The following is a 25907-nucleotide window of genomic DNA, read 5'->3' on the forward strand; positions in this document are numbered from 1 at the left end:
TAATGCAATTGGTATAACTACCGTAATTACATTAATTGCAGCGGTTTTATTTCAATATTGGTTGTATCGGTATTTACCCATACTTCACCATCTTGAATGGTAATGGCGAGCTTAATTCCACGATCAACCAAAGCAGCAAGTGCTTGTGTTGCTGCATAATCAAGGCTAAAAATACTTAGATTTTTAAATTCATACAATTTAGGTTGGTGTTTTTGCCACCAAATTGCTTGATTGTTTTCACCGTAAGTATATAGCACCACTTTTTTAGATTTATTACAGGCTTTTTTAAGACGTTTTTCATCTGGTAAGCCAAGCTCAACCCATAGTTCTATTTCTTCACTATAGCTTACATGCCAAAGTTCAGGCTCATCATCAGCGCTTAATCCTTTAGTAAATTCTAAACCATCACAGCTATTTAGCGCAAAAGCGAGTAAGCGAATCATCAACCGCTGATCGGTTTCTGATGGGTGTTGAGCCAAGGTTAAATTAAAATCTTGATAAACGTGGCGGTCCATATCGCTAAGCGATAACTGCACTTTCATAATGGTGGATTTAAGAGCCATAACAACTAATCTGAAAAAATTTGCGTCAGTATAGCGCAATTAAATGAATTGCCAGTTAAAATAGCGGTTAATTATACGTTAGGAGTTAAAAATGGCTATCCAGTGGTTCCCTGGGCACATGAATAAAGCCCGCAATGAAATTAAAGAAATAATGCCACAAATGGATGTGATCATTGAAGTGCTTGATGCGCGCATTCCTTATAGTAGCGAAAATCCGATGGTGGCAACCTTGCGTGAAGGTAAGCCGGTCATCAAAATTATGAACAAAGCTGATTTAGCTGACCCTAAAATGACTCAAATCTGGAAAGATTATTTTGAGCAAGAAAACGGTGTTAAAGCTATTTCTTTTGGACATGATAAAGCGGCTGAAGTACATCGCATTAACGAACTTTGTAAAAAACTGGTGCCGCATAAAGTGGGTGCCGATAAGCAAATTAAAGCCATGATAATGGGTATTCCTAACGTAGGTAAATCTACGTTAATTAATGTATTAGCTGGGCGTATAGTTGCAAAAACAGGTAATGAACCTGCAGTAACTAAAGCGCAGCAACGCATTAAGCTTGAGGATGGCATTATGCTTTACGATACGCCGGGTATGCTTTGGCCAAAAGTAGAGAACGAAAACTCAGGTTATCGTTTAGGTGCTACAGGTGCTATTCGTGATACAGCGCTTGAGTATGAAGAAGTAGCTAGCTATACCGCTGAATACTTATTGCGTGCGTACCCAGAGCTTTTAAAAGCACGTTATAAAATTGCCGAACTTCCTGAAAGTGATTGGGAGTTTGTTGAAATGGCGGGTAAAAAGCGTGGTTGTATTCGTGGTGGTAATCAAATCGACACGTATAAAATGTCTGAAATACTAATTAACGAATTACGTGATGGTATTATTGGTCGCATTACAATGGAAACTCCGCAAATGCGTGAGGAAGAAGAAGTAATGGTTGCTGGTTTACGTGCCGCTGCAGAAGCTAAAAAACAAGCTAAAGAAGAAGAGAAACTTCAACGCCGAGCACGAGCGCGTAAAAACCGTCGTTAATAATTAACCTGAACCTAGGGCGTGTTGATCTTTCGTGGTTGAATTTGCAGCAGTATGTTTGGTATTTGGGCAAGGCAGAGCCTATGTAGTGTGGTTATTCCCCATAAATAGGCGATAACGCAGCATAAAGGCAAGACATGCGCTGCCCTTTGGGTTCTTTCTAGGGACGATTGACTCTTTGTTGCTCGGTTTTTACTTAGCCCACTAGGTTACAAACCTCGCGCCGCGATTAAATCGCCCCTAGATTGAACAAATTTCAATCCACAAAGGTCAACACGCCCTAGAATAATAAATCTATCTCGAGCAGCTATTTTCAGCGCTAACTGTGTTGAATTTACTTGCAATAGACCAGCTATTGACGCGTAAATTCGCCTTGTTTTCACTGAAAATCTCTGGCTAGAGAAAATAAATTTAAATATCACCATGACTCAATACGTTAGTAAATCTCTTAACCAGAGTTCAGGTTATTTAGCGTTATAAGTAACTTAAATTTGTTAAATTGCAGACATAAAAAAAGCCCGTAAGGGCTTTTTTAGTTTCATATCTACCGTCACCGATATGAGCAATGTAGCAAGTAAAATAGGGCGGTTACTTATTATCAACATCAAGGGGCGTTGCGGTCCATAATAAGTAACCATAGCTGTTAACGTGCGCTACACGTTGTTTCAGGGTCAGAAACAATTAATCAATTCATTCCGTCACAAGCCAGTATGTCTTCCGTCTTGTTGATATTGATTATCAGTTAGATCTAACTATCTGTCAACACCTAAATGCAAATAATTCCTATTATCTCTTTGTTTGTTTTGTAAGCTAATGTTAAGTATGAAAAAGAATAATAATCTAAGCTGTTTGACTAACCAGTAGAGCTTTAATTCGATATATCTAATAGTGATTTTTATTTATTAGAGCTAATCGATTAATGCAGGAGAGAGGTTTTCGTTTGTATTTTAAGCTTAGGGCCCTAGGGCTGTGTCTTTGGAAAAGTTTAGCGAGCTTTAATGTGAATGCTCTATAAGGTTTGGACATAAAAAAACCCCAGTAATTGGTATGTCCAACTATTGGGGTTACTTCATTTACTGCGCATTTTTAATTGGGATTATACTATTGGTTATTAGCGTAGTAGGCGTTTTCACCACTTACATTTGTTTTTAACAAATCATTTTTTCTTTGTAACTCTCTAAGAATAACGATTCGCTTAGCTGGAATATTAAGATTGTTTAAGCGAGGAAAGCTATGCTGAGGGATCAGTAATGCTTTATCCCAATTACTAATAATAATATCGTAAGAGTCTCGGTGCTTAGGACCTGTTACATCAGTAATGTCATAATTATCGATGGTAAAAAGAGCTGTTTTTTTATTTTTTAACTTATTTAGTAAATCGTTATCTGCATACAAACTCAGGTGAGCAAGTAAATCATTATTAAAGTCATTAAAATATGCTTTTTTATCTTTATACATGGTCGATACATTAAGAAGGTTACTGCTGTAATTAGTGCCTCTATTTGAATTAATAAATTCTTGAGCGTTATCAATTAATGAAGGCATTAAGTTATTCGCGGTGTATGCCTGAGTTCTAATATTTGGTGAACCGATATAGCCTTTATATAAGCCATACATTACAAGAGGGTTATTTTTATTTAATGGCATTAATATTTTGTATTCAATGTCATCTAAACTAAGTTCTTGCCCGTTATATGTGAATAGCTTTTTGTAAAAGAAGCTGCTTTTATCAGCCACGTCATAAGATAAACTATTAGTGTCTTTTGGGTAGCGCTGAGCTAATTCATTTATTACTGCTACATTATGTAGATTCAGCCAAAATGCAGTTTGTTCTTCATTACTTAATTTACTAAGTTGGTTATTTGCTAAATAACTAAGAAGATTACTTTGTATAGCGGCAATTGATTTTGTTAATTCTGGATCATCAATAAATTGCTCATAATAAAAGCGGTTTGCTTCTGCATCAGTCGCTCGGTTACTTCCGAGGTTAGGACCTTGCTCATTTTCATCATAGGAAATGTACGATCTATCTGAACGAGCCAATTCAAGAACAGAGGCTTCTAAAACAGTATTGTATTGAGAGTAGTCAACTGCAAAATTAGCAGTCACTTGATTCTTACTGTTTAAAGAATTTGTTGTATTGCTACTTTCAGCAAAGCACGGGGCTGACAGTAACGTACTCAGTATTACAGATTTAGCTATTAATTTGATCATATTATTTCCCTCGATGATTATATCCAATATCGCTCACGGTTGTTTGTTTTGTGAACAAAGTAATAATATGCATTAAATTAAGCTTAGTCAAATTATTGTAATTTATTGGCTGCTATACGTAAATTAATTTGCTTTACGAGTACTTTATCTTGTTTGTTAAAACGTCCTACAATAAGTAAAAAATCACTACCGTCAGTTTTTATTACTTTAATACTTGTATTATCAAGTTTGGTTTTACCGTATGTGATTTCTATTTTTTCTATGTCTTTAAAATGACTAAGATCTGATTCAAGTTCTCCTTGGTCATTTTTGTAATAGCTAAAAATATAGTTCTCGGTTATTCCGTTACCGTCTTCTCGGTAATCAAACATTGCATCGCTATAAAAATAGAGTATTTCTTCGTTTTCAGGTGTTAGGCGATTACGTTTTAAAAAGTGTACTTGGTAAGACCATAAACTATCGCCTTTTATAATTGCGGCATTAGGTAAAATATTTACTTCTTGAAGTACGCCTAAAAATAATAGAGGTGCAAACGCAAGCGAGATTAAATACTGTCTAATTCGCCAGTACGAGTTGTAATGTAGGGCTTCTTTACTTGTATCGGTTTGTTCAATGTAACTAACTAGAGGCAACCATAAAAATGGCATTATACAAATCACTATGGTTGCGTATTCGTCCATACGATAAGCAAAGGCGCTGGCGAGTACCATTAGCCAGAGTGTTAAGGCAGTCCAGTTAGGCATTACTCTATTTTTGTTTAACTGTTGTTGGCTGTGCTCTGCAAGTGCGAGATACAAAGGGTAATACCATAAAAACGCAAATATACCTCGAGCAATAGGCATAATACTTGAGTTATCGCGCTCTTTAATGGCTTTAAAGTTACGATAACTCCAGTAGTTAACAAATATGCCTAAACTTAAAATACTGTAAATAATAAACTTACTTATAGACACTGCATAAAATGGACTATCTTCAAATTTAACTTTTTTTGCTGACTCTAATCGCCAATCGGCGAAAAAGAATATGAGTACTAAAATATAGCCAGCCAACACATATTTAAGCCAGCTATAACCAAAGCTATCTAGCACATCAGCTGTTGTTTGAGGTGTTTCGCTCGCTTTTGCATATTTTAGAATAGGGTAATGGGTTGCTGATATTAACTTTTTACGCTGTGCTAAATAATCATCTATTTGAGCGGCTTTAATATGATCTTGTTTTGCGTAATAGTCATAACTCAGTGTTAAAACGTTATCATTAAATTCAGTAGTTGTTTTTAGATTGAAGTAGTTGTTATCAATTTCTTGTTGATCGCTATCAAATCCCCAACCTTTTTCTGCAAAATGTAGTTTTATTGTGGTGTTAATTATATTGGGGTAGTCAAAGTAAAGTGGGTCGGTGCGATTTACCTGCTTTGGTTCGTAAACGCTATTTTGTATTTCACTCGCATAAAAACTAGCTTCGTAGCCTTCGTCTGTTTTATCCCAAAATTCACTAATTAAATACGATTCTTTGGTTATTAGTTTACCCGTTTGTTCTTGCTCACTAATTGCCATTGCTTCATTGATTGATAAGCCATTTAAAAAACTTTGGTAATACTCGAAGTAAGATTTAGCAACGCTATTTAGACCACTGCTGGCTATATTACTTCTTCGGTTAATTGCTTCAAATTCAGCATAAGTGTACTGGGTTTCAAAACGTGATGGCTCAGATACTTTTTCAGCAATAAAAAAGTTATCCTCTACAGATACATTTGTATGTACAGGCTTTTGCGCCATTGAAGTTAAAGCGGTTTCACCTTTATCAATAATTAGGGCATAGCCATAATCAGGCTGCGCTAAATATTCGAGAGCACCTCGTTGGTAGCTAACCGTAGGATCGAGCCAGTAGCGTTTTCCGTTTTGTTTAAGCGTAACAATTACGTGATTAAATACACTTGCAGAAGGTGGAAGTTCTTTTAAACGTTTGGTTTCCTCTGTATCAACTAGCGCAGGGAAGGCCTCTATATCCATCGCTTTTAATAACGAGATAAGCAGTACTGTTTTATCTTTGCAATCGCCATATCGTAGCGAAAGCGTTTCTGAAGCTGACGTTGGTTGATGCGAGTTAGTGCCCATTTCAAGCCCTAAATATCGAACTTCGTCTTGGCTAAAGCGCAGTGCTGCTGCAATTTTGTCTGATGTTTTTGTGTGCTTTGCTTTTATTTCTTCAGCTACATCCAAAATGCTGTTTGGGGTTTCTATGGCTGATTGATAAAGTGGATATGCCCAGTTAACTACCTGACCCCAATCGTCAAACTCAGAAAAGTAAACTTGTGTATATGGGTCGTACCACGTTGGGGTTTGAGAATTCTGCTCCAGTAAAGGTTCTTCAAAAAGAGTTATAGAATAATCTTTGCCATATTTGTTAAGCGTTTCTTGAATATCTGCTGTGCCGTTTATTGTATTAATATGTAAAGGCGTTTGTTTACCCCAAAGTACACGCATATTTTGTTGCACTACGGGTACCGACCAGTTTAGCGTGCGTCTTGTACTAAATTTATTAGCATATATAGGGTTGCTACCTGCCACTGTGTAGCTGTAATCAAGTATGTCGCCACTGCGCATATCATCAATAATAATGTTGAGTGATAAGCTACCATTATAAATACGATCAGCTAACTCAGATTCACCTTGCATAACCGTCATTCTCGCGCTGCCAAGCTTATCAATACGCTCATTATTTCTAATAATCGTTAAGCTGTTTAGTGTTAGCGACTCATAACTTGGATCAAAATCAAGATTAAGCTGGCTTATATAATCAACACCACTTTGATTTAAAGCTTTCATAACCAAACGCGTATAGCGTTGCTGTTTTTGTCTGCTCGGTATATAGGATTGGTTATCGAGTAACAAATAAAGTGTGCCGTCACGTACTTTGGTTATGTCGGAATGCTTGGGTTGCTCAATAATATGTGTATTAACCCAATTAGCTGGTTTATCTATTTTATATTGCTGCGCAAAAATATTATGAGAGAAAATTAATAAGGTAAGTGCAATTAGCCAAGAGCTGAGTCGAAGGAAGTTCCATTTCATTGTAGGGTCTTATAGTTGTTTTTATAAATACTATTGAAGGAATAATGTACCAAATTTAGGCTTTTTTGACAATGAGATGTTAATAGAATCCATCCACATATTTATTTCTATAATTATGATAATAAATAAGTTCATCTCAATTTAGCTTGTTATTTATATGCATAGGTTATAAATACAATGAAAGCATAAAGGTATTTAATTATCTCTAAAAATGGCTTTGCTGTTTGTCTTATTGCTCGTCACACATTTTACTTTGCAAGATACACTATGCTTTTATAAAGCACGCAACCACTGCATTTACCGCTCAGCAAATGGGCGATTTGGTTGGTGTTAGTCGCTCTACAGCACGCCGTTATTTGGAGTATTTGCTTGAATCAGGTAAGTTAACAGCGGATCAAAGTTATGGCAGTATTGGCCGCCCTGAACGTTGCTATAAAATAGCGAAGTAACTTTTTGTACCTAAGGCTTAAATATTAAATTTCATTTATTTCAATGCCTTACGTTTTTTTTGTTATGTTTGATATTTAATAGATTCTGACGATAAAAAAAATATGTTGAATTGATTGCATTTTAAGCGGCTTGTATGGTGATGTTCGCTTTAAGTGATGTTATACTCCTGCGGAATAATTTATCGACTTTATTAAGAGCAAAATTAATGGCAGATTTATCGAAGTACAGAAACATTGGTATTTTCGCGCACGTTGATGCGGGTAAGACCACGACTACTGAGCGTATCCTAAAGCTTACTGGTCAAATCCATAAAACTGGTGAGGTTCATGATGGTGAATCTACTACTGACTTCATGGAACAAGAAGCTGAGCGCGGTATTACTATTCAGTCTGCGGCTGTAAGCTGTTTCTGGAAAGATCACCGCTTTAACGTTATCGATACTCCTGGACACGTTGACTTCACAGTTGAAGTTTACCGTTCACTTAAAGTACTAGATGGCGGCATCGGTGTGTTCTGTGGTTCTGGTGGTGTTGAACCACAATCAGAAACTAACTGGCGTTATGCTAATGATTCAGAAGTTGCACGTATTATCTTCGTAAATAAATTAGACCGTATGGGTGCTGATTTTTACCGTGTAACTGAGCAAGTACGTAAAGTACTTGGCGCAACTCCACTAATCATGACTTTACCAATTGGTATTGAAGATGAGTTTGTTGGTGTTGTAGATGTTTTAACTAAAAAAGCATACGTTTGGGATGACACTGGTCTTCCTGAAAACTACGAAATCACAGACATTCCTGCAGACATGGTAGATAAAACTGACGAGTATTATGAAATGCTTGTTGAAACTGCCCTTGAGCAAGACGATGCACTACTTGAAGCTTACATGGAAGGTGAAGCACCTTCTTTAGAAGACATCAAACGTTGTATCCGTAAAGGTACTCGTGACCTTGCTTTCTTCCCAACATACTGTGGTTCTGCGTTTAAGAACAAAGGTATGCAGCTTATTCTTGACGCTGTTGTTGATTACTTACCATGTCCTACAGAAGTTGATCCTCAACCTCTTATGGATGAAGAAGGTAACGAAAATGGCGAGTTCGCAGTAGTATCTACTGACGAACCTTTCAAAGCGTTAGCATTCAAAATAATGGATGACCGTTTTGGTGCATTAACATTCGTACGTATTTACTCAGGTAAACTAAACAAGGGTGACACTATCCTTAACTCGTTTACTGGTAAAACTGAGCGTGTTGGCCGCATGGTTGAGATGCAAGCAGATGACCGTAACGAATTAACTAGCGCACAAGCTGGTGACATCATTGCTATCGTAGGCATGAAAAACGTGCAAACTGGTCACACTCTATGTGATCCTAAGCACCCTGTAACACTTGAGCCAATGGTATTCCCAACTCCAGTAATCTCGATTGCTGTACAGCCTAAAGATAAAGGCGGTAATGAGAAAATGGGTGTTGCTATCGGTAAAATGGTTGCAGAAGATCCATCTTTCCAAGTTGAGACTGATGAAGATTCAGGCGAGACTATCCTTAAAGGTATGGGTGAGCTTCACTTAGATATCAAAGTAGATATTCTTAAGCGTACTTACGGCGTAGACCTTATTGTTGGTCAACCACAAGTTGCTTACCGTGAAACTATCACTAAAGAAATTGAAGATAGCTACACGCATAAGAAACAATCTGGTGGTTCTGGTCAGTTCGGTAAAATCGACTACCGCATCAAGCCAGGCGAAGTTGCTTCAGGTTTCACGTTTAAATCATCAGTTGTTGGTGGTAACGTACCTAAAGAATTCTGGCCTGCAGTTGAGAAAGGCTTCAAGTCAATGATGGGTACTGGTGTTCTAGCTGGCTTCCCTGTACTTGACGTTGAAATTGAACTTTTCGACGGTGGTTTCCATGCCGTGGATTCATCTGCAATCGCGTTCGAAATCGCTGCTAAAGGCGCTTTCCGTCAATCGATCCCTAAAGCGGGCGCACAACTTCTTGAGCCAATCATGAATGTTGACGTGTTCACTCCAGAAGATCACGTTGGTGACGTAATCGGTGACCTTAACCGTCGTCGTGGCATGATGAAAGACCAAGAAGCTGGTTTAACAGGCAGCCGTATTAAAGCTGACGTACCGTTATCAGAAATGTTCGGTTACATCGGTACACTACGTACAATGACATCTGGTCGTGGTCAGTTCTCTATGGAGTTCTCACACTACGCTGCATGTCCGCAAAACGTTGCTGATACAGTAATCGCTGCAGAAAAAGAGAAAAAAGCTGCTAAGTAATTAGCTCTTTAACTCTTTAAAAAAACCCGCACATGTTGCGGGTTTTTTATTGCCTATAATTTGGTTTTATTTTTTGTAGTTGTTTATAACTACTTTTTATTATTAATTAGTCCTATGTTACTAATTAATAAAAAGGTACTAGAGAGCAATTTATTTACCTAAATTACTTAATTGATTGGTTTATAAGAGGTTAATTGTAAGGTGAATGTAACTATATGAATTTTAAGAACTTCTATTGATGCATCTATATACGTAATGTAGAATACTAGCACTTTTAGACTAGAGCTCTAAAGTCAGATAAGGAAGTCTCCGCAGCAGAGACGTTTGCTATTAATTCTATATAAGATGTAACAATCATGAAATCTATTAAATTAGCACCAAACTGGTGGCTACAATTTACAAAATGCGTTTTAGCATTCAGCTTAATATTTTTAATTCATATTATATTTTCTGTGAACCTAAAAATTATTTTTCTCACTGTAATGCCAGCTCTACTGATTATTACTACTTTTAATATTCTTCATCTTCGTTTTTTACATTGTTATAAAGCAGGCATTTGTTATACGCGTTTATGTACAAAGCGTTATATCAATAGCGAGGAAATTAGTTGCGTATCATTTAGTTCGTTTTTTCTTTTCACCATTTTTAAGGTGGAGTTAGATAATGGTAAAACGTTCCATTTTTATAACTGGCAACTTGATGATGAAACGCAATCAGCTATTTCTAAAATGTACTGCAATAAGTTAGCTAACAAAATTGAAAATATTAGCGATAAATGCAATGCTTGATCTTTAATTTAGATAGCAAAAAGGAGCGATTAATCGCTCCTTTTTTGTTTTTGTATTTTATAACGCGCTAATTAAACTTTTTTATAGCCTTAGCTTTTAGCGCTTTCATCTTTAGCCTGCGTGGCTTCTTAAAAGACTGGATAGGCATTGTTACCAACTGCTCTTGTGGTAGTGCCGGTATTGTTTGTGGATAAGCACCTTCCTTTGGTACCGAAATTTCTTTTAGATGTATTTTAAGTGCTTCTAGAGTTGAGTCGTTATCAACTTCACTAGGGCAAATAAATATACCTAACTTTCTTAGTTGTACACCGAGTTTAATGCTACTGGTATAACGGATAATCGGAGCGCCTAATACTAAGCCCAGCAATATAGGTGATAACCACCAAAAGAATACTGGTGTGAAGTAGTAAGCCGTACAACCCCATGCAATAGCCACAATAGTTGAGAATAACGTATAACCAAACGCCTCTTTCCACGGAACCATACGACCTTCGCGCGGTTGCGCATCCCACTTCACTTTTTTACCTAAAAACACACAAAGTACAAAGTAAGCATGAAATACCATCATTAATGGGGCAACAATAATAGCAAATACGGTTTCAATGATTGAGCCTAGTATGAGCTTAATTGAACCACCAAAGCGTTTGTTTCTATGTATTAAGGTGACTATTATGCCCATTAGTTTAGGCATTAATAAAATAACAATAGTTAAATACAAGAGTGAATCAATCAGATCGGTTTTAGCTATTTGCCATGTAGGGAATAATTGATAAACACGGTTAAAGTACACATCACTATTTAATGCGCGCGTTACTGCATCAATAGTACTTAGCGCTAGCATTGAGAGCCAAATTAGTGATGAAATATAGGCTGTGGCACCGAGTAAAAAGTGTAGCTTACTCATTAATTTTAATTTGGATGACGATAGTAAACCTAAGTGCTGAATATTACCTTGCACCCAGCGTCTATCGCGTACAGCGTAGTCTAGAATGTTACTTGGTACTTCTTCATAGCTACCTTCAATATCTGATAGCAACAATACATCCCAACCAGCACTGTGAAGTAGTGAAGCTTCTACAAAGTCATGACTTAAAATTTCGCCGCCAAAAGGTGCATTACCTTTTAGTGTTGGCAAGCCACAGCACGTTATAAATGCTTCAACTCTAATGATTGCATTATGACCCCAGTAGTTGGCTTTATCAGTTTGCCAAAAAGCTGAGCCAGTAGCGAGCATTGGGCTATATAGCACTGACGCAAACTGTAAAAAGCGGCCAAAAAAGGTATCTTGACGAACAGGGATCGGAATAGTTTGGATCAGGCCTGCTTGTGGGTTGTTGAGCATACTTGTAGTAAGCTCTAACATACATTTCCCGGTCATTACGCTATCTGCATCAAGCACAATCATATGGTCGTACTGGCTGCCCCAGCGCTCACAAAAGTCGGTTAGGTTACCTACTTTACGGTGTTTGTTATCTTCGCGACGACGATAAAAAACGTTTTTAGCCGTATCACCTAAACGTTCACACAATGCATGCCATGCACTTAGCTCGTTTTTAGCTATTTCTGGGTCTTGCGTGTCGCTTAATAGATAAAAATCGAAGTTTGCAAGTTGACCTGTTTCTTTTAACGATTGCAGACTAACTTCAAAGCCCGCGATAACACGGTGGGTGTCTTCGTTGTAAATAGGCATTACAACGGCGGTTTTTTGGGCGTTAATTGCCTCACTATTAAACTCAATTGGTTTAATACGCTTTAGCGTAAGTGGGTCAATTCGTAATAGCTGTAATACAAAGCCGATTGTTCCACTACAAAATGCCGTTACAATCCAGGCAAAAGTGATTGAGAATAATACTAAAAGAGCATACTCAAGTAATGTCATACCGTTTGAGCTTAAAATCTCAAACATAATAGATATGCCGTAGCCAGATGTGCCAAGCGCTGCAATAGCAAATAGCCAAACTCTTAATGTTTTGAATGGCATTGAAGTGCCCTTACCTTTATTACTTGATGTCATTTGGGTACCAAACATAACTCCATACCTCGCTAATTTCTTTGTCACGTAATTTTAACGATAAACGCATATCAACGGGTTGATCGTCCTGTGGTGCAATTTTAAAGGCTACACGCCATCCTCGTGAATCAGGCAGTTTTTGTACATTCACGTCGGTTACTTCGCCTGTTGTAAGTTGAATGTCGGCATCTAGCTTTAACTGTTCAGAGAGTTGATTTATTTCTGACCCAGTAAAATCAACAGTAAATTGGCGATGGCTTTTTGGTGGTGGATTGTCCTCACCTGGTAAAGCGGCGCTACCGATCCTTGTGCGCAGTACTCTCGCTTTCTCGTGCTGAGTTAAAGCTGCATTAAAGGTCGTCATTTTGTAGCTTAGCTTTAACGAATCACCGGCTTTCATTGGTTTTTCTGGTACCCAGTAACTGACGATATTGTCGTTAGTTTCTGTGTCAGTAGGTATCTCTACAAGCTCTACACGGCCATTTCCCCATTCACCTTGTGGTTCAATCCATAGACTAGGGCGGTTGTGGTAATGTGCTTCTGTGTCCAGATAGTTATTAAAATCTCGATCTCGTTGAGCTAACCCAAAACCTTTTGGATTATTGTATGAAAACGAAGTTACACTTAGCTGTGAAGGGTTGTTAAGAGGGCGCCATACCCATTTATCATCAGCTGATTGAGTTAATAGGCCATCTGAGTCATGAACTTCAGGGCGATAGTCATCAAAAAATTTGGTACTGTTTTCACCGTGGTAAAACATACTCGTTAATGGAGCTACGCCGAGCTTTTTAATGTCTTTACGTGCAAATATCTGCATATCAACATCAACTAGCATATTAGTTGTAGGGTCAACACTAAACTTGTATGCACCCGATATAGATGGGCTATCTAATAATGCAAAAATGGTAATTTGTGTTTGGTCGGCCTTTGGTTTAACTAACCAAAATTCTTTGAACATTGGAAATTCTTCACCTGAATTTTCTGCAGTATCAATGGCAAGGCCTCTAGCTGATAATCCATAAACTTGCTGAGGGCCAACAACTCTAAAATACGATGCTCCCTGAAATACCATTACTTCGTCTTTATACTCGTTAGTATTTAACGGGTAATGTAAGCGAAATCCAGCATGGCCTAGTTGAGTATCCGCAACACTTTTAGCTATTTCTTCTTGTAGTGGTGCAGCAGAGCCATCGTATTGGTAAAAGTCAGTACTGAAAGGTAAGCGACTGCGTTTAGAGTCGCTATCAACGGTATTTATTGTCACAGGTGTTTTATATAAAAAACCAGGATGGAATAATTGCAGCTCGTACAGGCCTTCATCTTTCCATACTGCTTTGTCTTTTTTAAATCGAATTGAACGGTAATCTTGATAATCAATATTGTTAAGTGCTTCAAGCTCAATGTTTTTAGGCGCCACGTATTCTTCGCTTGCTAACTTTTTAGCACGGGCGCTAATTACGTCAAATAAGCTACTTTGTGGGATTGCTACATCAACGGTTGCAGCAATCGCTTGGTTGCTATTGCCCCAAGTCGAAAAAATAATAAGTAGACCCAGTAGTGGTGCTGACTTCTTTTGCCATTTAGGCAGATTTTGGGTTAGTTGTTTCATTCTCATTCCTTTATAAAAACACGACTTATTTTTACGTTTAGGGTAAATATTGATTTCTTTGTAAGTATCTTCTAGATTACTAAAGCAAGAAGTGAACCCTTTAAAAGTTTATATTTTTCAATAGGTAAACTTATCACATGTAACTCATTGAGGTTTTTTGTGTAAAATTCACTCAAATGTATGTAGTTGTTACTGATTAATTACTAGAAGATTTACGGATCGTATGAACATAGTACGTGGGGTTTAATGAAGCTTGTCTGAATTACATTTGTATAAAATAAAAAAGCCGCAAGAGCGGCTTTTAAATATTTAGATTTAACTTAGTTATTTCTTTTTGAATCTACGCACTATTGATAGTGGTGCTAAAAGAAGTGATAACCATAATAATGAACCTGAATCGTCATCATCAGAGCTCGCTTCAGTGACGTTAATTGTAACCGTTACCGATTCAGATACGTTGTCTACGCTATCTTTCGCTTGCACTGATAGTGCAATTGTACCTTCAGTGTCAAAATCAAGTTCACCGGTTACAATAAGTTGACCTTGTTCATTAACTGTAATTATCTCACTACCCGACACTATAAATTCAACCACTGGCGATACATCCGCATTCGGATCACTGAATTCAAGCGCGCCGATAATTGTGTCAATTGCGCTATTTTCATCAATTGCAAAAACTTGGTCAGCAGCAATTATTGGTGTTTGTTCCTCAGGAGTTAAAATTACCTCAGATTTAATATCAATAATTACAGGATCGTGATCTGATGCGCGGTATGCACTTTCAGAATACAGGCTAGATTGTTGAGCATCACTTTTAAATTCAACGTTGTAATCAAGCGAAATTGGTTCATCAGCATTGATATGCCAATCTTTAGCTGATACTACTTTGCTAAGTAACGATGCACTTGCTACAGCATGGTCAAGGCTACCTGCACGACCAGAGAAGCTATAAGAGTAACCAAGTGTATTGCCATCAAGTTTTGCAACTACATTTTTATATCCTTTGTCTGCAAATGCACGTATTGGATCTTCCATTGCGTAAGCATTCATATCGCCGACTAAAATAGTATCCTCATCGTCAACACCAGTTGGTTTGCTATCAAGCCAATCTGCGAATGCATTAGCACCTTCTGTGCGTATTTCATTCCAACAGCCTTGTCCATCACCTGAATCTGCATTGTTTCCAGAAGCACTACCACAGCTTTTAGATTTAAGGTGTGACACAGCAACAGTAAATACTTCATCAGTTTCTAATGATTTAAAGCTTTGTGCAATTGGAGCACGGTTACTAAAATCAAATGGAGCCTCAGTCGTAATAGCAGCAGCACCTACTTCTTCTACTTTGTTAGCACGATAGATAAGTGCGGTAGTAATTGCATCGGTACCAATTTGATCTACCTTAAAATCAACAAATGCATAGTTGTTAGCACTATCAGCGTCATTTAATGCATCTACTAAGCTTGCAATTGCACTAAATTCGCCAAAACCATCATTTTCAATTTCCATTAAACCAACAACATCGGCCTGGATAGCGCTAATGGCACTTACAATTTTAGCTTCTTGGCGAGTAAATTCAGCTTCTGAATCTGCACCTCGGGCTGTAGGGAACCCTCCGCCTTGGCCATCACCATTAAAGTAATTAAGTACGTTAAAGCTAGCTACACGTAAATCTGCTTCAGCATTAAGTTCAGGCGCATTTTCACGTGCATTTGTTGCAATAAACGAAGGTGCTACAGTTGGGTGGATTCTGTAAAGGCTAAAGCTATAAGCAAGTGCCCCCGTAACCGTATTAACTGTATCGCCAGTGCGTAATGTATTTTCTGCTGATAAGCCTGGAGTTGGGTAGGCTGTAGGGTCTAAGTTTTGTACTGTAGAGCCATCATCTAGTAAAATCTTTTTAAGTAGATTTTCTGTTTCAACTGCATTAGCTGCATCTCCAGGTAATGCAACCTGAGTACCTTGATATAAGCGTTCTGTTGCTAATTCAACTTCACCATATCGACCAAGGCCAAAGTTATTAGTCACTACTAATGGTTGCTCTAATGTAACTAACATACCTTCAAAAGCTTCTAAATCAGTTGTATCAGCTAAAGGTAAAGTGATTTTTGTAGCTGCTGCAGCTAAACCAGTGCCACATACGGCAACTTGGCTAACACTGCCGATCTGTGTTGCATCAAAATATTCTTCTACAGTACCTTGTACACGTACATGGTCGCCTACGTTTACGTCAATATCTGCAAAATAAACAAATACACCTTCAGAGGTGAGTGGATTTGCATCTATGTCAGCAGCAAGTGAGCTAACAAAAAAGCCTTTTAATTGATCATCATCTTGGAAGTCTGCGGTTACAATACCTTCAAACTCTACTAAAGTATCGACAAGCGGGCTTGCAGAACTATCGCCTTGTATAGCGTTAATTAGTACTTTCTCTGCGCCACAAACAAGTGGAACAAGTGGTTCTGGCTCAGGATCTGGTTCAGGTGTTGTTCCACCATTACCTGCGTGCGAACCTAATCCATCAAAATCATCTTTTTCAAACTGCACCCATTCTTCGCTTGGGTTAAATACTGCATCTGGTGTTGTTCTCCCTACGGTAATGCTGTCTTTACGACGAAGTGTTTTATCTTGTGTTTGTACTGCGCCTTCAGACCAAAAAGAACCGGGATCTACACCGCGCTGTCCAAAGCTATCTACTACGGAACTACCTTGCATTAGGACTAACGCATCATCACCGTTAAAGTTAGCAACACTATGTTCTAAATCGGCTTTTTCTTTTAGTGCATCATTTGAACTTGAATTAACAATAACAAAGGTACTGTTAGCTGCTAAAGTACCAGACAAATCAAGAGTTGATTGAATTGTAGTTTTGCCATTTGCATATAAATTTAATGAGTATTGATCAAGGGTTAGTTCCGACGAGGAGTTATTATAAAGTTCAATCGCTTTATTATTACTGCTTCCTTCAACATATTCAGAAATGATTAGATCAGCGGATGCTGGTGCGCTAAGACTTGCTATAACAAGTGCGAGTGGTGTTATTTTTGTTTTAAACATTTTTATTATCCCCGTGTATTAAATCCCAGAATGGGACACTAGTTTAGAGAATAAATGTGACTAAAATAATACAAAAGTGTAAATGCATGTAAAAAGGCGGTTTGACCGCCTTGTTATAAAATTTACTTTTTAGCGAGGTATTGTGCGGCTTGCTTTGCAAAGTAGGTTAAAATTCCATCAGCCCCAGCACGCTTAAATGCAAGTAAAGACTCCATTATAGTCGCTTCCTCACTTAACCAACCATTATCAATTGCCGCCTTGTGCATTGCATACTCACCGCTTACCTGATAAGCAAAAGTAGGTACACCAAATTCGTCTTTTACACGGCGTACAATATCTAGATAAGGCATGCCAGGCTTAACCATGACCATATCAGCACCCTCTTGTAAGTCTAATGCGACTTCACGTATTGCTTCATCAGAGTTAGCTGGATCCATTTGATAGGTTTTTTTATCGGCGCCTTTTAAGTTACCAGCAGAGCCTACAGCATCTCTAAAAGGTCCATAGTAGCTAGACGCATATTTAGCAGAGTAGGCCATAATACGAGTATGAACAAAGCCATCTGCTTCAAGTGCTTCACGAATTGCAGCAATACGACCATCCATCATATCAGAAGGGGCAACAATGTCGGCACCTGCCTGTGCATGAGAGAGTGCTTGTTTAACTAAAATCTCTGTAGTGACATCGTTAATAACATAGCCTGAATCATCAATGATGCCGTCTTGCCCATGCGTAGTAAATGGATCAAGTGCTACGTCAGTAATTACACCTAACTCAGGAAAGGCTTCTTTTAAAGCTCTTACGGTACGTTGCGCTAAGCCATCATCGTTATATGCTTCTTCGGCAAATAGTGATTTTTTGTCCGCAGGGGTTACCGGAAAAATAGCAACGGCAGGTACGCCAAGCTCAACAAGTTCTTTTGCCTCAAGTAATAGTAAATCTATCGATAGACGTTCAATACCAGGCATTGATTCAATTGCTTCGCGACGATTTTTACCTTCTAGTACAAATACAGGGTAAATTAAATCGCTTACGCTAAGTTGGTTTTCGGCCATTAAGCGGCGAGAAAAATCGCTGCGGCGCATTCTGCGCATGCGAGTATACGGAAAAAGGTCTAATCCTGATTGGGCCATATTAATATGCTCCTACTGTGGTAATGGAAAAGTGATTACTTGATTACGGCCATGTTGCTTTGCGTAATAAAGCGCTTTGTCGGCGCACTCAGTAAATATTTGAGGATTGCTAACGTCATCAGCAATACAGGTGTATATACCTGCGCTAATTGTAAATTGGATATCGCTATTGGCAACCGTTACAGTGCTTGCTGAGATAGCAGCTCGTATTTTTTCTGCTATATCTTGTGCACCTTCATTGGGGGTATTAGGTAATAACACCACAAATTCTTCACCGCCGTAACGGGCAACTTCATCTAGTGGGCGCTTTAAATGATCTTTTATAAGGTCAGATACCGCTTTAATAACTTGGTCGCCAATGATATGCCCGTACGTATCGTTAATGGCTTTAAATCGGTCTATATCTAACATAACAATGCTAAGCGGTGTTTGTTCTCGACGAGAGCGGCGAAGCTCCATTACGAGTTTTTTATCAAAAAAGCGTCTGTTTTTTATTCCGGTTAAAGCATCTTCGGTATTAAGTAGCTCAAGGGACTGGTTTTTCTCTTCAAGCTCTCTGAGCGTAACTTGCAATTCAAAGGTGCGTTCGTCTACTTGTGATTCTAGCTCTTGGCGTGCTTTTTCTTGTAACTGTAAACGCTCTTTGAGTAGCCTATCTTGAGCTGCATTTTCAGCAATCAAGGTTTGTTGAGCAATTACTTCTTCATCACGCTGTAAAATAAATAATTTCATAACGCTGTAACATAGACAAAATGTGCAACTAAAAAAGCATGTAAACACAAATGCGAGTGTACTCCTGCTAAATGCGTATAGCCCCATTACAGCAATAGTAAAATAAAGCATCACAACCAAGAAAAAAACCAATACGAGCAATAGTGCTTTATTCGGTTTAGAAGGAGTTATACGTATGCACATAAATGTAGTTGTTATATATAAGACTAAAGCGATTTGGGTCGCGATTAAACAAAATAATGTAACTATATGGCTTGGGAGTAACCAAATAAATAATAACGAAATGGCTAAAGCGTTAACTACTACTTTTTGAACGGTAAGTAAAAATGATGGCTGTGGATGGCAAATTTGCTTTTGCAAAGGCAAAAACATTAAAGTAATAAACATGAGTAATATAGGGAGCATAACTTGCTGTAACGCGGGTAAATTAGGATGTATATACCTAAGACCAAAACCACAAAAATAGGCTAATACACTGCCTAATGTGAGAGCTATAACACCAGCATACACAAAATAATGTTTACGTGAAAAACCATATAAAACTAAGCAACTCACACCTAAGGAAAATATAAAACCAATCAATAAGCCATAGAGTAGATTAAGTTTACTTTTATGTGCTAAATAAGCTTCTGGTTGCCATAGTGTTAAAGGGACTCGCAAGCCTGAGCTATTCGTCACTCTCATAATAATAATCGTTTCGCTATTTGCAGGGCTAATTAGTTTAACTAATAAAGATTCACTCTTAATCGCACGTTTATCAAGGGGGTATGCATCGCCAATTTGGGTGTGAGAAATTAATTGCGAGTTATGTAACTGATATACTTGAACGTCGTTTAGCAGAGGGTTGTTTAGTGACAACAGTTGTTCGGTATTATAACTAAGCGTGTTTTTTATTTTAAATTTCATCCATACAGAACGCTGCTCAAGACCTAGGTTAAGAGGTTTGTCTGTGTTTTTTTGCCACTGTCTACTTTGTTGTGCATCTAATAGCGAAGTCGGTTCAAAAGAGTAATACAGGTTATTGATGTTTTGGGAGTTGAAATCGTGTTTTATTATTACCGGGTTTGCGAAAGAGCAAAAAGTGCAAAGGAATACTAATAGGCTTAAAAATGCCTTTGCATAGGCCATTAACGATCTTCTAAACCAAAAACACGGTGAAAGTTTTCTGTAGTTTTACGGGCCACAACTTCTTCATCTATTTGATAAAGTTGTGCAACCGTTTGACAGATATAAGGAAGCAGTGCAGGTTCATTTTTACGTGATTTAGGTTTTGGCTTAACTGTTCGTGGAATTAAAAATGGAGCATCAGTTTCTATTAATAATCGATCTAGAGGAATACTAGGCACTAGCTGTTGTAGCTCTTTACCACGTCTTTCATCACACACCCAACCCGTTATACCAATATAAAGACCTAAATCTAAATAGTGTTTTAGAGCTGGTGAATTACCTGTAAAGCAGTGAAGTACACCGCGAATATTAAATTCTTTTAGAATACTTAGCATGTCGTCACTTGCATCACGTTCATGTAAGTAAACAGGTAAATCTAACTTTTGAGCAAGTACTAACTGGCGTCTAAAAACATCACGTTGTACATCGCGAGGTGAAAAGTCACGGTTATAATCAAGGCCGCACTCACCAATGGCAATAACTTGCTTATTATTTGCAAGGGCGGTTAGTTGTGCTTCGAGTTCACTAGTCGCTGATTTTGCATCATGCGGGTGGACACCCGCCGTAGAGTATTGAAGGTGTTTTATCGCAAGTTCAAGTGATTGCTGACTGCTTTCAATATCGCAGCCTATAATAAGCATGTCTGTAACACCCGCTTCGCTTGCGCGGGTAATTACATCATGATGCTGGTCATCAAATTGATGATTAGTTAAGTTAACTCCAGCATCAACTAACGTATATGACATTATTTAGTGCGTTTAACGCGAATAGAGCGGTTTTTACCGTCTTTCTTCAATAGGAAAGAGCTGAATGCACCGCGGCTAATTACAATTGTATCGTCTTCTTTTAAGCGCATGCTGTCAGAGCCAATTTGACGCCATTGTTGACCGTTATCTAGCGAAATAATTAATTCACCATAAGCAGCCTCATCAACTGAAGTAACCATAGCTTTGATTTCAGTTTCTTTTTCTACTTGTTCTTCTTTTTTATGTTCTAAACCAAAATCGTCAGTTTTTTCAATTGCTTGCACTGCTGTTGTAGCTGCTGTTTGAGGTACATTGTTAGTCGTTGGTGGTGTGAGCATTTTTGTTACTGATGGCTTAACCAGTGATTTACCTGCAATGGTATTGTCGTAACAAAGTAAGCGGTTAAAATCGTTTTCAATAAAGCTACATGCCTGTAACGCTTGAGTATTAAACTCTGTTTGCGCAGCAAAAGTCGGTGCGCTTAATAAAACCAATAGTGAGAGTAGTTGTTTTTTCATTTTATTCCTCAGATTCTTTTTGTGGTTTAGCGGTATAAAACTTTGCTAAAATTAGACCTAATTCAAACAAAAGTAGCATCGGAAATGCTAATAATGTTTGTGATAACACGTCGGGCGGTGTCAAAAACATCGCTACTACAAAAACACCCACGACAATATAAGGGCGTTTTTCTTTTAAGCTTTTTGTTGTTGTTGCGCCACTCCAGCATAGCAGCATTATTGCCACTGGAATTTCGAAAGCGACACCGAATGCAAAAAATAGTTTTAATACGAATCCTAAATAGCTAGCGATATCGGGTGCTAGAGTCATCATTTCGGGACCTGTACTTGTAAAAAAACCTAATATAATTGGTAGTACTGCAAAGTAGCAAAAAGCGATACCCCCATAAAACAAGACAACGCTTGAGATTAGTATAGGTATTAGCATTTTTTTTTCATTTTGGTACAAGCCAGGAGCTATAAACCCCCAAATTTGATGAAGTATCCATGGAGTAGATAATAAAGCCGCAACAAAAAAAGTAAGCATCATAGGGACTATAAAAGGGTCACTCACATTTATAGCTATCATGGTCGCGCCATTAGGTAAATGAACCACTAATGGTGCAGCTATAAGTTCGTAAATATTATCTTTAAAATAAAACAGCGCGATAAAAAATAATAAAATGCTCAATAGCGCTTTTATCAGTCGATCACGTAACTCAATTAAATGAGATACAAACCCCGATTTTACTTCCTCAGCCATTATTTTTTATACCATGTAGTGAGTTGACCACAAAGTGAGAGATAAATTTCACTTTTTTTCATCAAGTTGTTGGTTATTTGATGTATCAGGTTGTGTTTTTTTGTAGCTGTGAGTAACTGACTCAGCCGCTTTTTGTAGCTCCGTTAATGAACTTTGTAGCTCAGGGCTTAAGTCTTTTAGTTCTTGTTGTTCTGCTTTTTTAAGGTTTTCGTGAAGTTCATGAATACGCAGTTCTTCACTTACTTCGGCTTTTACCGAGTTGGCAAGTGATTTAGCGGTTTTAACCCATTTACTCACTGTTCTAATAGCAACAGGTAAGCGCTCAGGGCCGAGCACCACTAAGCCAACAATAAAAACAACAACAAGTTCCCACATCCCCATACTAATTAAACCTTATTGCTATCTTTGTTTTTTTCAGTATTGGTTGAGTCGTCAACGGTGCTTTTTTCTGATTGTTGAATTTGCTCTGATTTTTCTTGCTCACTCGCTGTGTCGTCCGACATTGCTTTTTTGAAGCCTTTAACAGCGCCTCCAATATCACCACCCATACCGCGTAGTTTTTTTGTGCCGAAAAGTAAAACTATGATCGCTAAAACAATTAATAATTGCCAAATACTAATACCACCAAAACCCATGGTTTTCTCCAATATATAAAATGGTTAAATGTATATTTTAAATACTAATTATACGCCCAATAGCGCAAATAGCACTCAGTTTATGCGTTGCGCCATGCTGCAATAAAGCTAATAGCGGATAAGGCTATTGCAATGCTTGCAGCTACTAAATCGTGCTGTAAATAACAAAGTGTTGCCATAATCATTGTAGCACTACCAAATAAACTCAATATTAAAGGTTTATGAGATACCTTTTGTTCTTGAGGTTGATGAGCGTGTGGCGCACGCTTTAAATTTTGGTAAATTAGATCAGGTAGTTCAGGCATTTTTTCAGCCCAAAATGGCAAGTTAGCATACATTTGCTTCAGTACTGATAGCGGTCCAACTTGCTGCTTCACCCAATCTTCTAAAAAGGGTTTGGCTGTTTTCCATAAGTCGAGTTGCGGGTAAAGCTGACGCCCTAATCCTTCAACGTATAATAAGGTTTTTTGTAGCAATACTAATTGCGGTTGTACCTGCATGTTAAAGCGACGTGCAGTATTAAATAGATTTACGAGCACGTGACCAAATGAAATTTCAGCCAAAGGTTTATTAAATATAGGCTCACAAACTGTGCGAATTGCAAATTCAAATTCTTCAATGCTAGTATCTGGTGGTACCCAACCTGAATCAACATGTAGCTGTGCAACTTGGCGATAATCACGATTAAAAAAGGCGATAAAGTTTTCAGCTAAATAGCGTTTATCTTCTTTGCTTAACGTACCAACTATACCGCAATCAATACCGATATACATTGGATTTTCAGGATGCTCGCGAGAGACGAATATATTACCAGGGTGCATGTCGGCATGAAAAAAGCTGTCTCTAAACACCTGCGTAAAAAACACTTCTACGCCGCGCTCAGCAAGTAATTTCATATTAGTGTTTTGCGCCAGTAATGCATCCGTATCAGACACCGGTATACCGTAAATACGCTCCATTACCAGCACATTGCTACGGCTATAATCACTGTAAACTGCAGGGATATATAATGAATCAGAGCCTTCAAAATTGCGTTTTAGTTGAATCCCGTTGGCACCTTCTCGCATTAAATCGAGCTCGTCTAGGAGTGTTTTTTTGTATTCTTTAACCACTTCAACGGGGCGTAGACGTTTTGATTCGTTATGGACTTTTGCAAGTACCTTAGCGAGCTTTTCCATTAACGCTAAGTCGGCATTAATTTGCTCGTAAATATTGGGTCTAATAACCTTAATTACTACATCTTGCTCAATGCTTTGCTCATCAATAAGCTTTGCTGTATGTACTTGCGCTATAGATGCTGAGGCCAGTGGAGTTTGTGAAAACTCACTAAACAACTCGCTTATGTCGTTAATTTCTAACGCTTTTTCTATAATTTTTTGTGCAAGTGCGCCTTCAAATGGCTGAACTTGATCTTGTAAAAACGCAAGCTCTAAAGCGATATCATGAGGGAGTAAGTCACGACGAGTTGAGAGCATTTGGCCAAATTTAATCCAAACAGGACCAAGCTCTTGTAGTGCCAAACGTAAGCGTAGTCCTGCAGGTTTTTCTTTGTGCTGATTACGCAGCCAAAACAAACTGCCACGAGCTACTTTACCAAACCAAGGGATCTTATGTTTTGGAATTAGCTCGTCTAACCCATAGCTAAGTAATGTTTTGGTGATGTTATACAAACGTGCAGTCGACACAAAAAATCCTTAGAGGGTGTTTGAAGGTGAAAAAGAGTTTAACAAGGTATTTATACGCTGCTCAACAGCAGCGACTTGGCCTTTGAGTTCTCTATTTTTTTGTTTAAATTGCTCAAGCTCTAATGGGTGAATAGTAATTGCGAGCTCATCTTGGCATAAACTTGTAAGCATTGTACTTATTTTAGTGTTGGTTTTGCTGCTCTTTTGTTTTAGTTTTTTTAAGTGCAGATATAACTGCTGAGCGGGGGTATCGCCAATGTATTTAGAAAGTTGTTCAGGCCAATCAATATCAATACCTGAAAATGCATTGCTATAAGTTTGCGCAATATTTAAATCGCCTTGTAAGTCGAGCTTATCTTGGCGAATTAACTGGGTAAGCATAGCTGGGTTTTTAAGCGCTAAAAGCGTGTCTATGTCGGCGCTGATCATACAATCTGCGTTTTCATTATTTTGAGCACTGTATAAGTGTAATTGCTCAGCGCTATAAACAAGTTGGATGCTTTGTTGCCAATCTCTTACTTCAACCACTAAGCGCTGATGTTTAACTGCGCTTAGCTTTTGAGATAATTGTGGGTCAAGGCTAAGTGCTTGATTTAGTACGCGCTCAATAAGCGAAAGTACAAAATTAGGTAACATAAAAAACTCAGATGGCATTGCATCATTATTATCTTTTGTTATTTTTTCAAGCGCCATAACTGCTAGCCTTAATATTTAAAACCACGATGCAGCGCAACAATTCCGCCTGTGAGGTTTTGGTATGTTGTTTGCTCAAAGCCTGCATCTTCCATCATCGCTTTTAGCGTGTCTTGATCTGGATGCATACGAATAGATTCAGCTAAATACTTATACGATTCACTGTCGTTAGCAACTAGCTTACCCATTGTAGGCAATAAATTAAATGAGTAAAAATCGTAAGCTTTACTAAGTACGTCATGCTCTGGTTTTGAAAACTCTAAAACAAGTAAACGACCACCTGGCTTTAAAATGCGGTACATAGAGCGTAATGCTTTGTCTTTATCGGTAACGTTACGTAAGCCAAAGGCAATAGTGATCACATCAAAGCTATTATCTGGGAACGGTAGCATTTCTGCATTCATTTGTACGTAGTCGATATTGCCCACTAATCCAAGATTATGCAGTTTTTCACGACCAACTTTAAGCATAGATGAGTTTATATCACCCAAAACAACTTGACCCGTTTCGCCCACTAATTGGCTAAACTTTGCCGTTAAGTCGCCAGTGCCGCCGGCTAAATCGAGTACATAATGGCCTTTACGAACACCTGAGCTTGCAATAGTTTGACGTTTCCATAAACGATGCACACCAAAAGACATTAAATCATTCATTACATCGTATTTTGCAGCTACTGAGTGAAATACATCAGCAACCATAGAAGCTTTATCGTTCTCGGCTACTGTTTTATAACCAAAATGCGTGGTCTTTTGTTCGGTTTCGTTCATGAT

At 38.1% G+C, this 25907-nt stretch carries 18 protein-coding genes and 1 pseudogene; 3 read left to right on the forward strand and 16 right to left on the reverse strand.

Annotated features, from left to right (window positions below; all coding sequences use genetic code 11):
* Positions 1-26: 26 nt before the first annotated feature.
* Positions 27-563, reverse strand: coding sequence for a YaeQ family protein (locus PARC_RS00400; protein ID WP_024593828.1), 537 nt, complete (start codon positions 561-563; stop codon positions 27-29).
* 91 nt (positions 564-654) lie between these two features.
* On the opposite strand from PARC_RS00400, the gene ylqF reads away from it, so the two are divergent.
* Positions 655-1599, forward strand: a complete 945-nt coding sequence (gene ylqF, locus PARC_RS00405) for a ribosome biogenesis GTPase YlqF (RefSeq protein ID WP_010554855.1) — start codon at positions 655-657, stop codon at positions 1597-1599.
* Positions 1600-2700: 1101 nt separating this feature from the next.
* Here ylqF and PARC_RS00410 read toward each other — a convergent pair.
* Positions 2701-3813, reverse strand: a complete 1113-nt coding sequence (locus PARC_RS00410) for a DUF547 domain-containing protein (RefSeq protein WP_010554856.1) — start codon at positions 3811-3813, stop codon at positions 2701-2703.
* A gap of 92 nt (positions 3814-3905) precedes the next feature.
* Complete coding sequence (locus tag PARC_RS00415; RefSeq protein ID WP_010554857.1) at positions 3906-6884, reverse strand: DUF3857 domain-containing transglutaminase family protein; 2979 nt, start codon at positions 6882-6884, stop codon at positions 3906-3908.
* Positions 6885-7129: 245 nt separating this feature from the next.
* Here PARC_RS00415 and PARC_RS00420 point away from each other — a divergent pair.
* Both PARC_RS00420 and fusA read left to right on the forward strand, forming a co-directional pair.
* A pseudogene (locus tag PARC_RS00420) lies at positions 7130-7333 on the forward strand (HTH domain-containing protein); the annotation flags it as partial.
* Between the two features lie 206 nt (positions 7334-7539).
* Complete coding sequence (gene fusA, locus PARC_RS00425; protein WP_010554859.1) at positions 7540-9624, forward strand: elongation factor G; 2085 nt, start codon at positions 7540-7542, stop codon at positions 9622-9624.
* Positions 9625-10479: 855 nt separating this feature from the next.
* Here the strand turns inward: fusA and mdoH are convergent.
* The 13 genes from mdoH to ubiE all read right to left on the reverse strand — a co-directional run bounded on the left by mdoH (position 10480) and on the right by ubiE (position 25904).
* Positions 10480-12441 (reverse strand): glucans biosynthesis glucosyltransferase MdoH, encoded by a 1962-nt coding sequence (gene mdoH, locus PARC_RS00435; RefSeq protein WP_010554861.1) that lies wholly within the window; start codon positions 12439-12441, stop codon positions 10480-10482.
* Positions 12413-14032, reverse strand: coding sequence for an OpgD/OpgG family glucan biosynthesis protein (locus tag PARC_RS00440; protein WP_010554862.1), 1620 nt, complete (start codon positions 14030-14032; stop codon positions 12413-12415). The genes mdoH and PARC_RS00440 overlap by 29 nt, the downstream gene beginning before the upstream one ends.
* 324 nt (positions 14033-14356) lie before the next feature.
* A complete protein-coding gene (locus PARC_RS00445) occupies positions 14357-17086 on the reverse strand; it encodes an ExeM/NucH family extracellular endonuclease (protein WP_010554863.1) in 2730 nt (909 codons plus the stop codon).
* A 122-nt stretch (positions 17087-17208) separates the two neighbouring features.
* Positions 17209-18219 carry a porphobilinogen synthase gene (gene hemB / locus PARC_RS00450; RefSeq protein ID WP_010554864.1) on the reverse strand — a complete coding sequence of 337 codons (1011 nt, stop codon included), beginning with the start codon at positions 18217-18219 and terminating at the stop codon, positions 17209-17211.
* A 12-nt stretch (positions 18220-18231) separates the two neighbouring features.
* Complete coding sequence (locus PARC_RS00455; RefSeq protein WP_010554865.1) at positions 18232-20079, reverse strand: sensor domain-containing diguanylate cyclase; 1848 nt, start codon at positions 20077-20079, stop codon at positions 18232-18234.
* Complete coding sequence (locus PARC_RS00460; protein ID WP_010554866.1) at positions 20079-20864, reverse strand: TatD family hydrolase; 786 nt, start codon at positions 20862-20864, stop codon at positions 20079-20081. The genes PARC_RS00455 and PARC_RS00460 overlap by 1 nt, the downstream gene beginning before the upstream one ends.
* Positions 20864-21382: a hypothetical protein gene (locus tag PARC_RS00465; protein ID WP_010554867.1), complete on the reverse strand. Its 519-nt coding sequence runs from the start codon at positions 21380-21382 to the stop codon at positions 20864-20866. Before PARC_RS00465 ends, PARC_RS00460 begins: the two co-directional genes overlap by 1 nt.
* A 1-nt stretch (position 21383) precedes the next feature.
* Positions 21384-22124: a twin-arginine translocase subunit TatC gene (gene tatC, locus PARC_RS00470; protein ID WP_010554868.1), complete on the reverse strand. Its 741-nt coding sequence runs from the start codon at positions 22122-22124 to the stop codon at positions 21384-21386.
* A 48-nt stretch (positions 22125-22172) separates the two neighbouring features.
* Entirely contained in the window at positions 22173-22505 is a 333-nt protein-coding gene (tatB, locus tag PARC_RS00475) for a Sec-independent protein translocase protein TatB (RefSeq protein ID WP_010554869.1), read from the reverse strand.
* A 5-nt stretch (positions 22506-22510) separates the two neighbouring features.
* Positions 22511-22759: a Sec-independent protein translocase subunit TatA gene (gene tatA, locus PARC_RS00480; RefSeq protein WP_007579853.1), complete on the reverse strand. Its 249-nt coding sequence runs from the start codon at positions 22757-22759 to the stop codon at positions 22511-22513.
* Positions 22760-22839: 80 nt separating this feature from the next.
* Positions 22840-24444 carry a ubiquinone biosynthesis regulatory protein kinase UbiB gene (gene ubiB / locus PARC_RS00485; RefSeq protein WP_010554870.1) on the reverse strand — a complete coding sequence of 535 codons (1605 nt, stop codon included), beginning with the start codon at positions 24442-24444 and terminating at the stop codon, positions 22840-22842.
* A 9-nt stretch (positions 24445-24453) separates the two neighbouring features.
* Entirely contained in the window at positions 24454-25137 is a 684-nt protein-coding gene (locus PARC_RS00490) for a ubiquinone biosynthesis accessory factor UbiJ (protein WP_010554871.1), read from the reverse strand.
* Positions 25138-25148: 11 nt separating this feature from the next.
* Positions 25149-25904, reverse strand: a complete 756-nt coding sequence (gene ubiE, locus PARC_RS00495; RefSeq protein WP_010554872.1) for a bifunctional demethylmenaquinone methyltransferase/2-methoxy-6-polyprenyl-1,4-benzoquinol methylase UbiE — start codon at positions 25902-25904, stop codon at positions 25149-25151.
* Positions 25905-25907: the final 3 nt, after the last annotated feature.

Origin of the sequence: Pseudoalteromonas arctica A 37-1-2 (genome assembly GCF_000238395.3) — a bacterium.
GTDB lineage: Bacteria > Pseudomonadota > Gammaproteobacteria > Enterobacterales > Alteromonadaceae > Pseudoalteromonas > Pseudoalteromonas arctica.

Excerpts from the sequence above, each read along its gene's own strand:
- tatC (WP_010554868.1), bottom strand. The coding sequence starts at position 22,124 with ATGGCTGAGGAAGTAAAATCGGGGTTTGTATCTCATTTAATTGAGTTA.
- fusA (WP_010554859.1), top strand. The coding sequence starts at position 7,540 with ATGGCAGATTTATCGAAGTACAGAAACATTGGTATTTTCGCGCACGTT.
- PARC_RS00445 (WP_010554863.1), bottom strand. The coding sequence starts at position 17,086 with ATGTTTAAAACAAAAATAACACCACTCGCACTTGTTATAGCAAGTCTT.
- mdoH (WP_010554861.1), bottom strand. The coding sequence starts at position 12,441 with ATGTTTGGTACCCAAATGACATCAAGTAATAAAGGTAAGGGCACTTCA.
- PARC_RS00440 (WP_010554862.1), bottom strand. The coding sequence starts at position 14,032 with ATGAAACAACTAACCCAAAATCTGCCTAAATGGCAAAAGAAGTCAGCA.
- ylqF (WP_010554855.1), top strand. The coding sequence starts at position 655 with ATGGCTATCCAGTGGTTCCCTGGGCACATGAATAAAGCCCGCAATGAA.
- PARC_RS00410 (WP_010554856.1), bottom strand. The coding sequence starts at position 3,813 with ATGATCAAATTAATAGCTAAATCTGTAATACTGAGTACGTTACTGTCA.
- PARC_RS00460 (WP_010554866.1), bottom strand. The coding sequence starts at position 20,864 with ATGTCATATACGTTAGTTGATGCTGGAGTTAACTTAACTAATCATCAA.
- hemB (WP_010554864.1), bottom strand. The coding sequence starts at position 18,219 with ATGGCCCAATCAGGATTAGACCTTTTTCCGTATACTCGCATGCGCAGA.
- ubiE (WP_010554872.1), bottom strand. The coding sequence starts at position 25,904 with ATGAACGAAACCGAACAAAAGACCACGCATTTTGGTTATAAAACAGTA.
- PARC_RS00465 (WP_010554867.1), bottom strand. The coding sequence starts at position 21,382 with ATGAAAAAACAACTACTCTCACTATTGGTTTTATTAAGCGCACCGACT.
- PARC_RS00490 (WP_010554871.1), bottom strand. The coding sequence starts at position 25,137 with ATGGCGCTTGAAAAAATAACAAAAGATAATAATGATGCAATGCCATCT.
- tatA (WP_007579853.1), bottom strand. The coding sequence starts at position 22,759 with ATGGGTTTTGGTGGTATTAGTATTTGGCAATTATTAATTGTTTTAGCG.
- tatB (WP_010554869.1), bottom strand. The coding sequence starts at position 22,505 with ATGGGGATGTGGGAACTTGTTGTTGTTTTTATTGTTGGCTTAGTGGTG.
- PARC_RS00415 (WP_010554857.1), bottom strand. The coding sequence starts at position 6,884 with ATGAAATGGAACTTCCTTCGACTCAGCTCTTGGCTAATTGCACTTACC.
- PARC_RS00400 (WP_024593828.1), bottom strand. The coding sequence starts at position 563 with ATGGCTCTTAAATCCACCATTATGAAAGTGCAGTTATCGCTTAGCGAT.
- PARC_RS00455 (WP_010554865.1), bottom strand. The coding sequence starts at position 20,079 with ATGGCCTATGCAAAGGCATTTTTAAGCCTATTAGTATTCCTTTGCACT.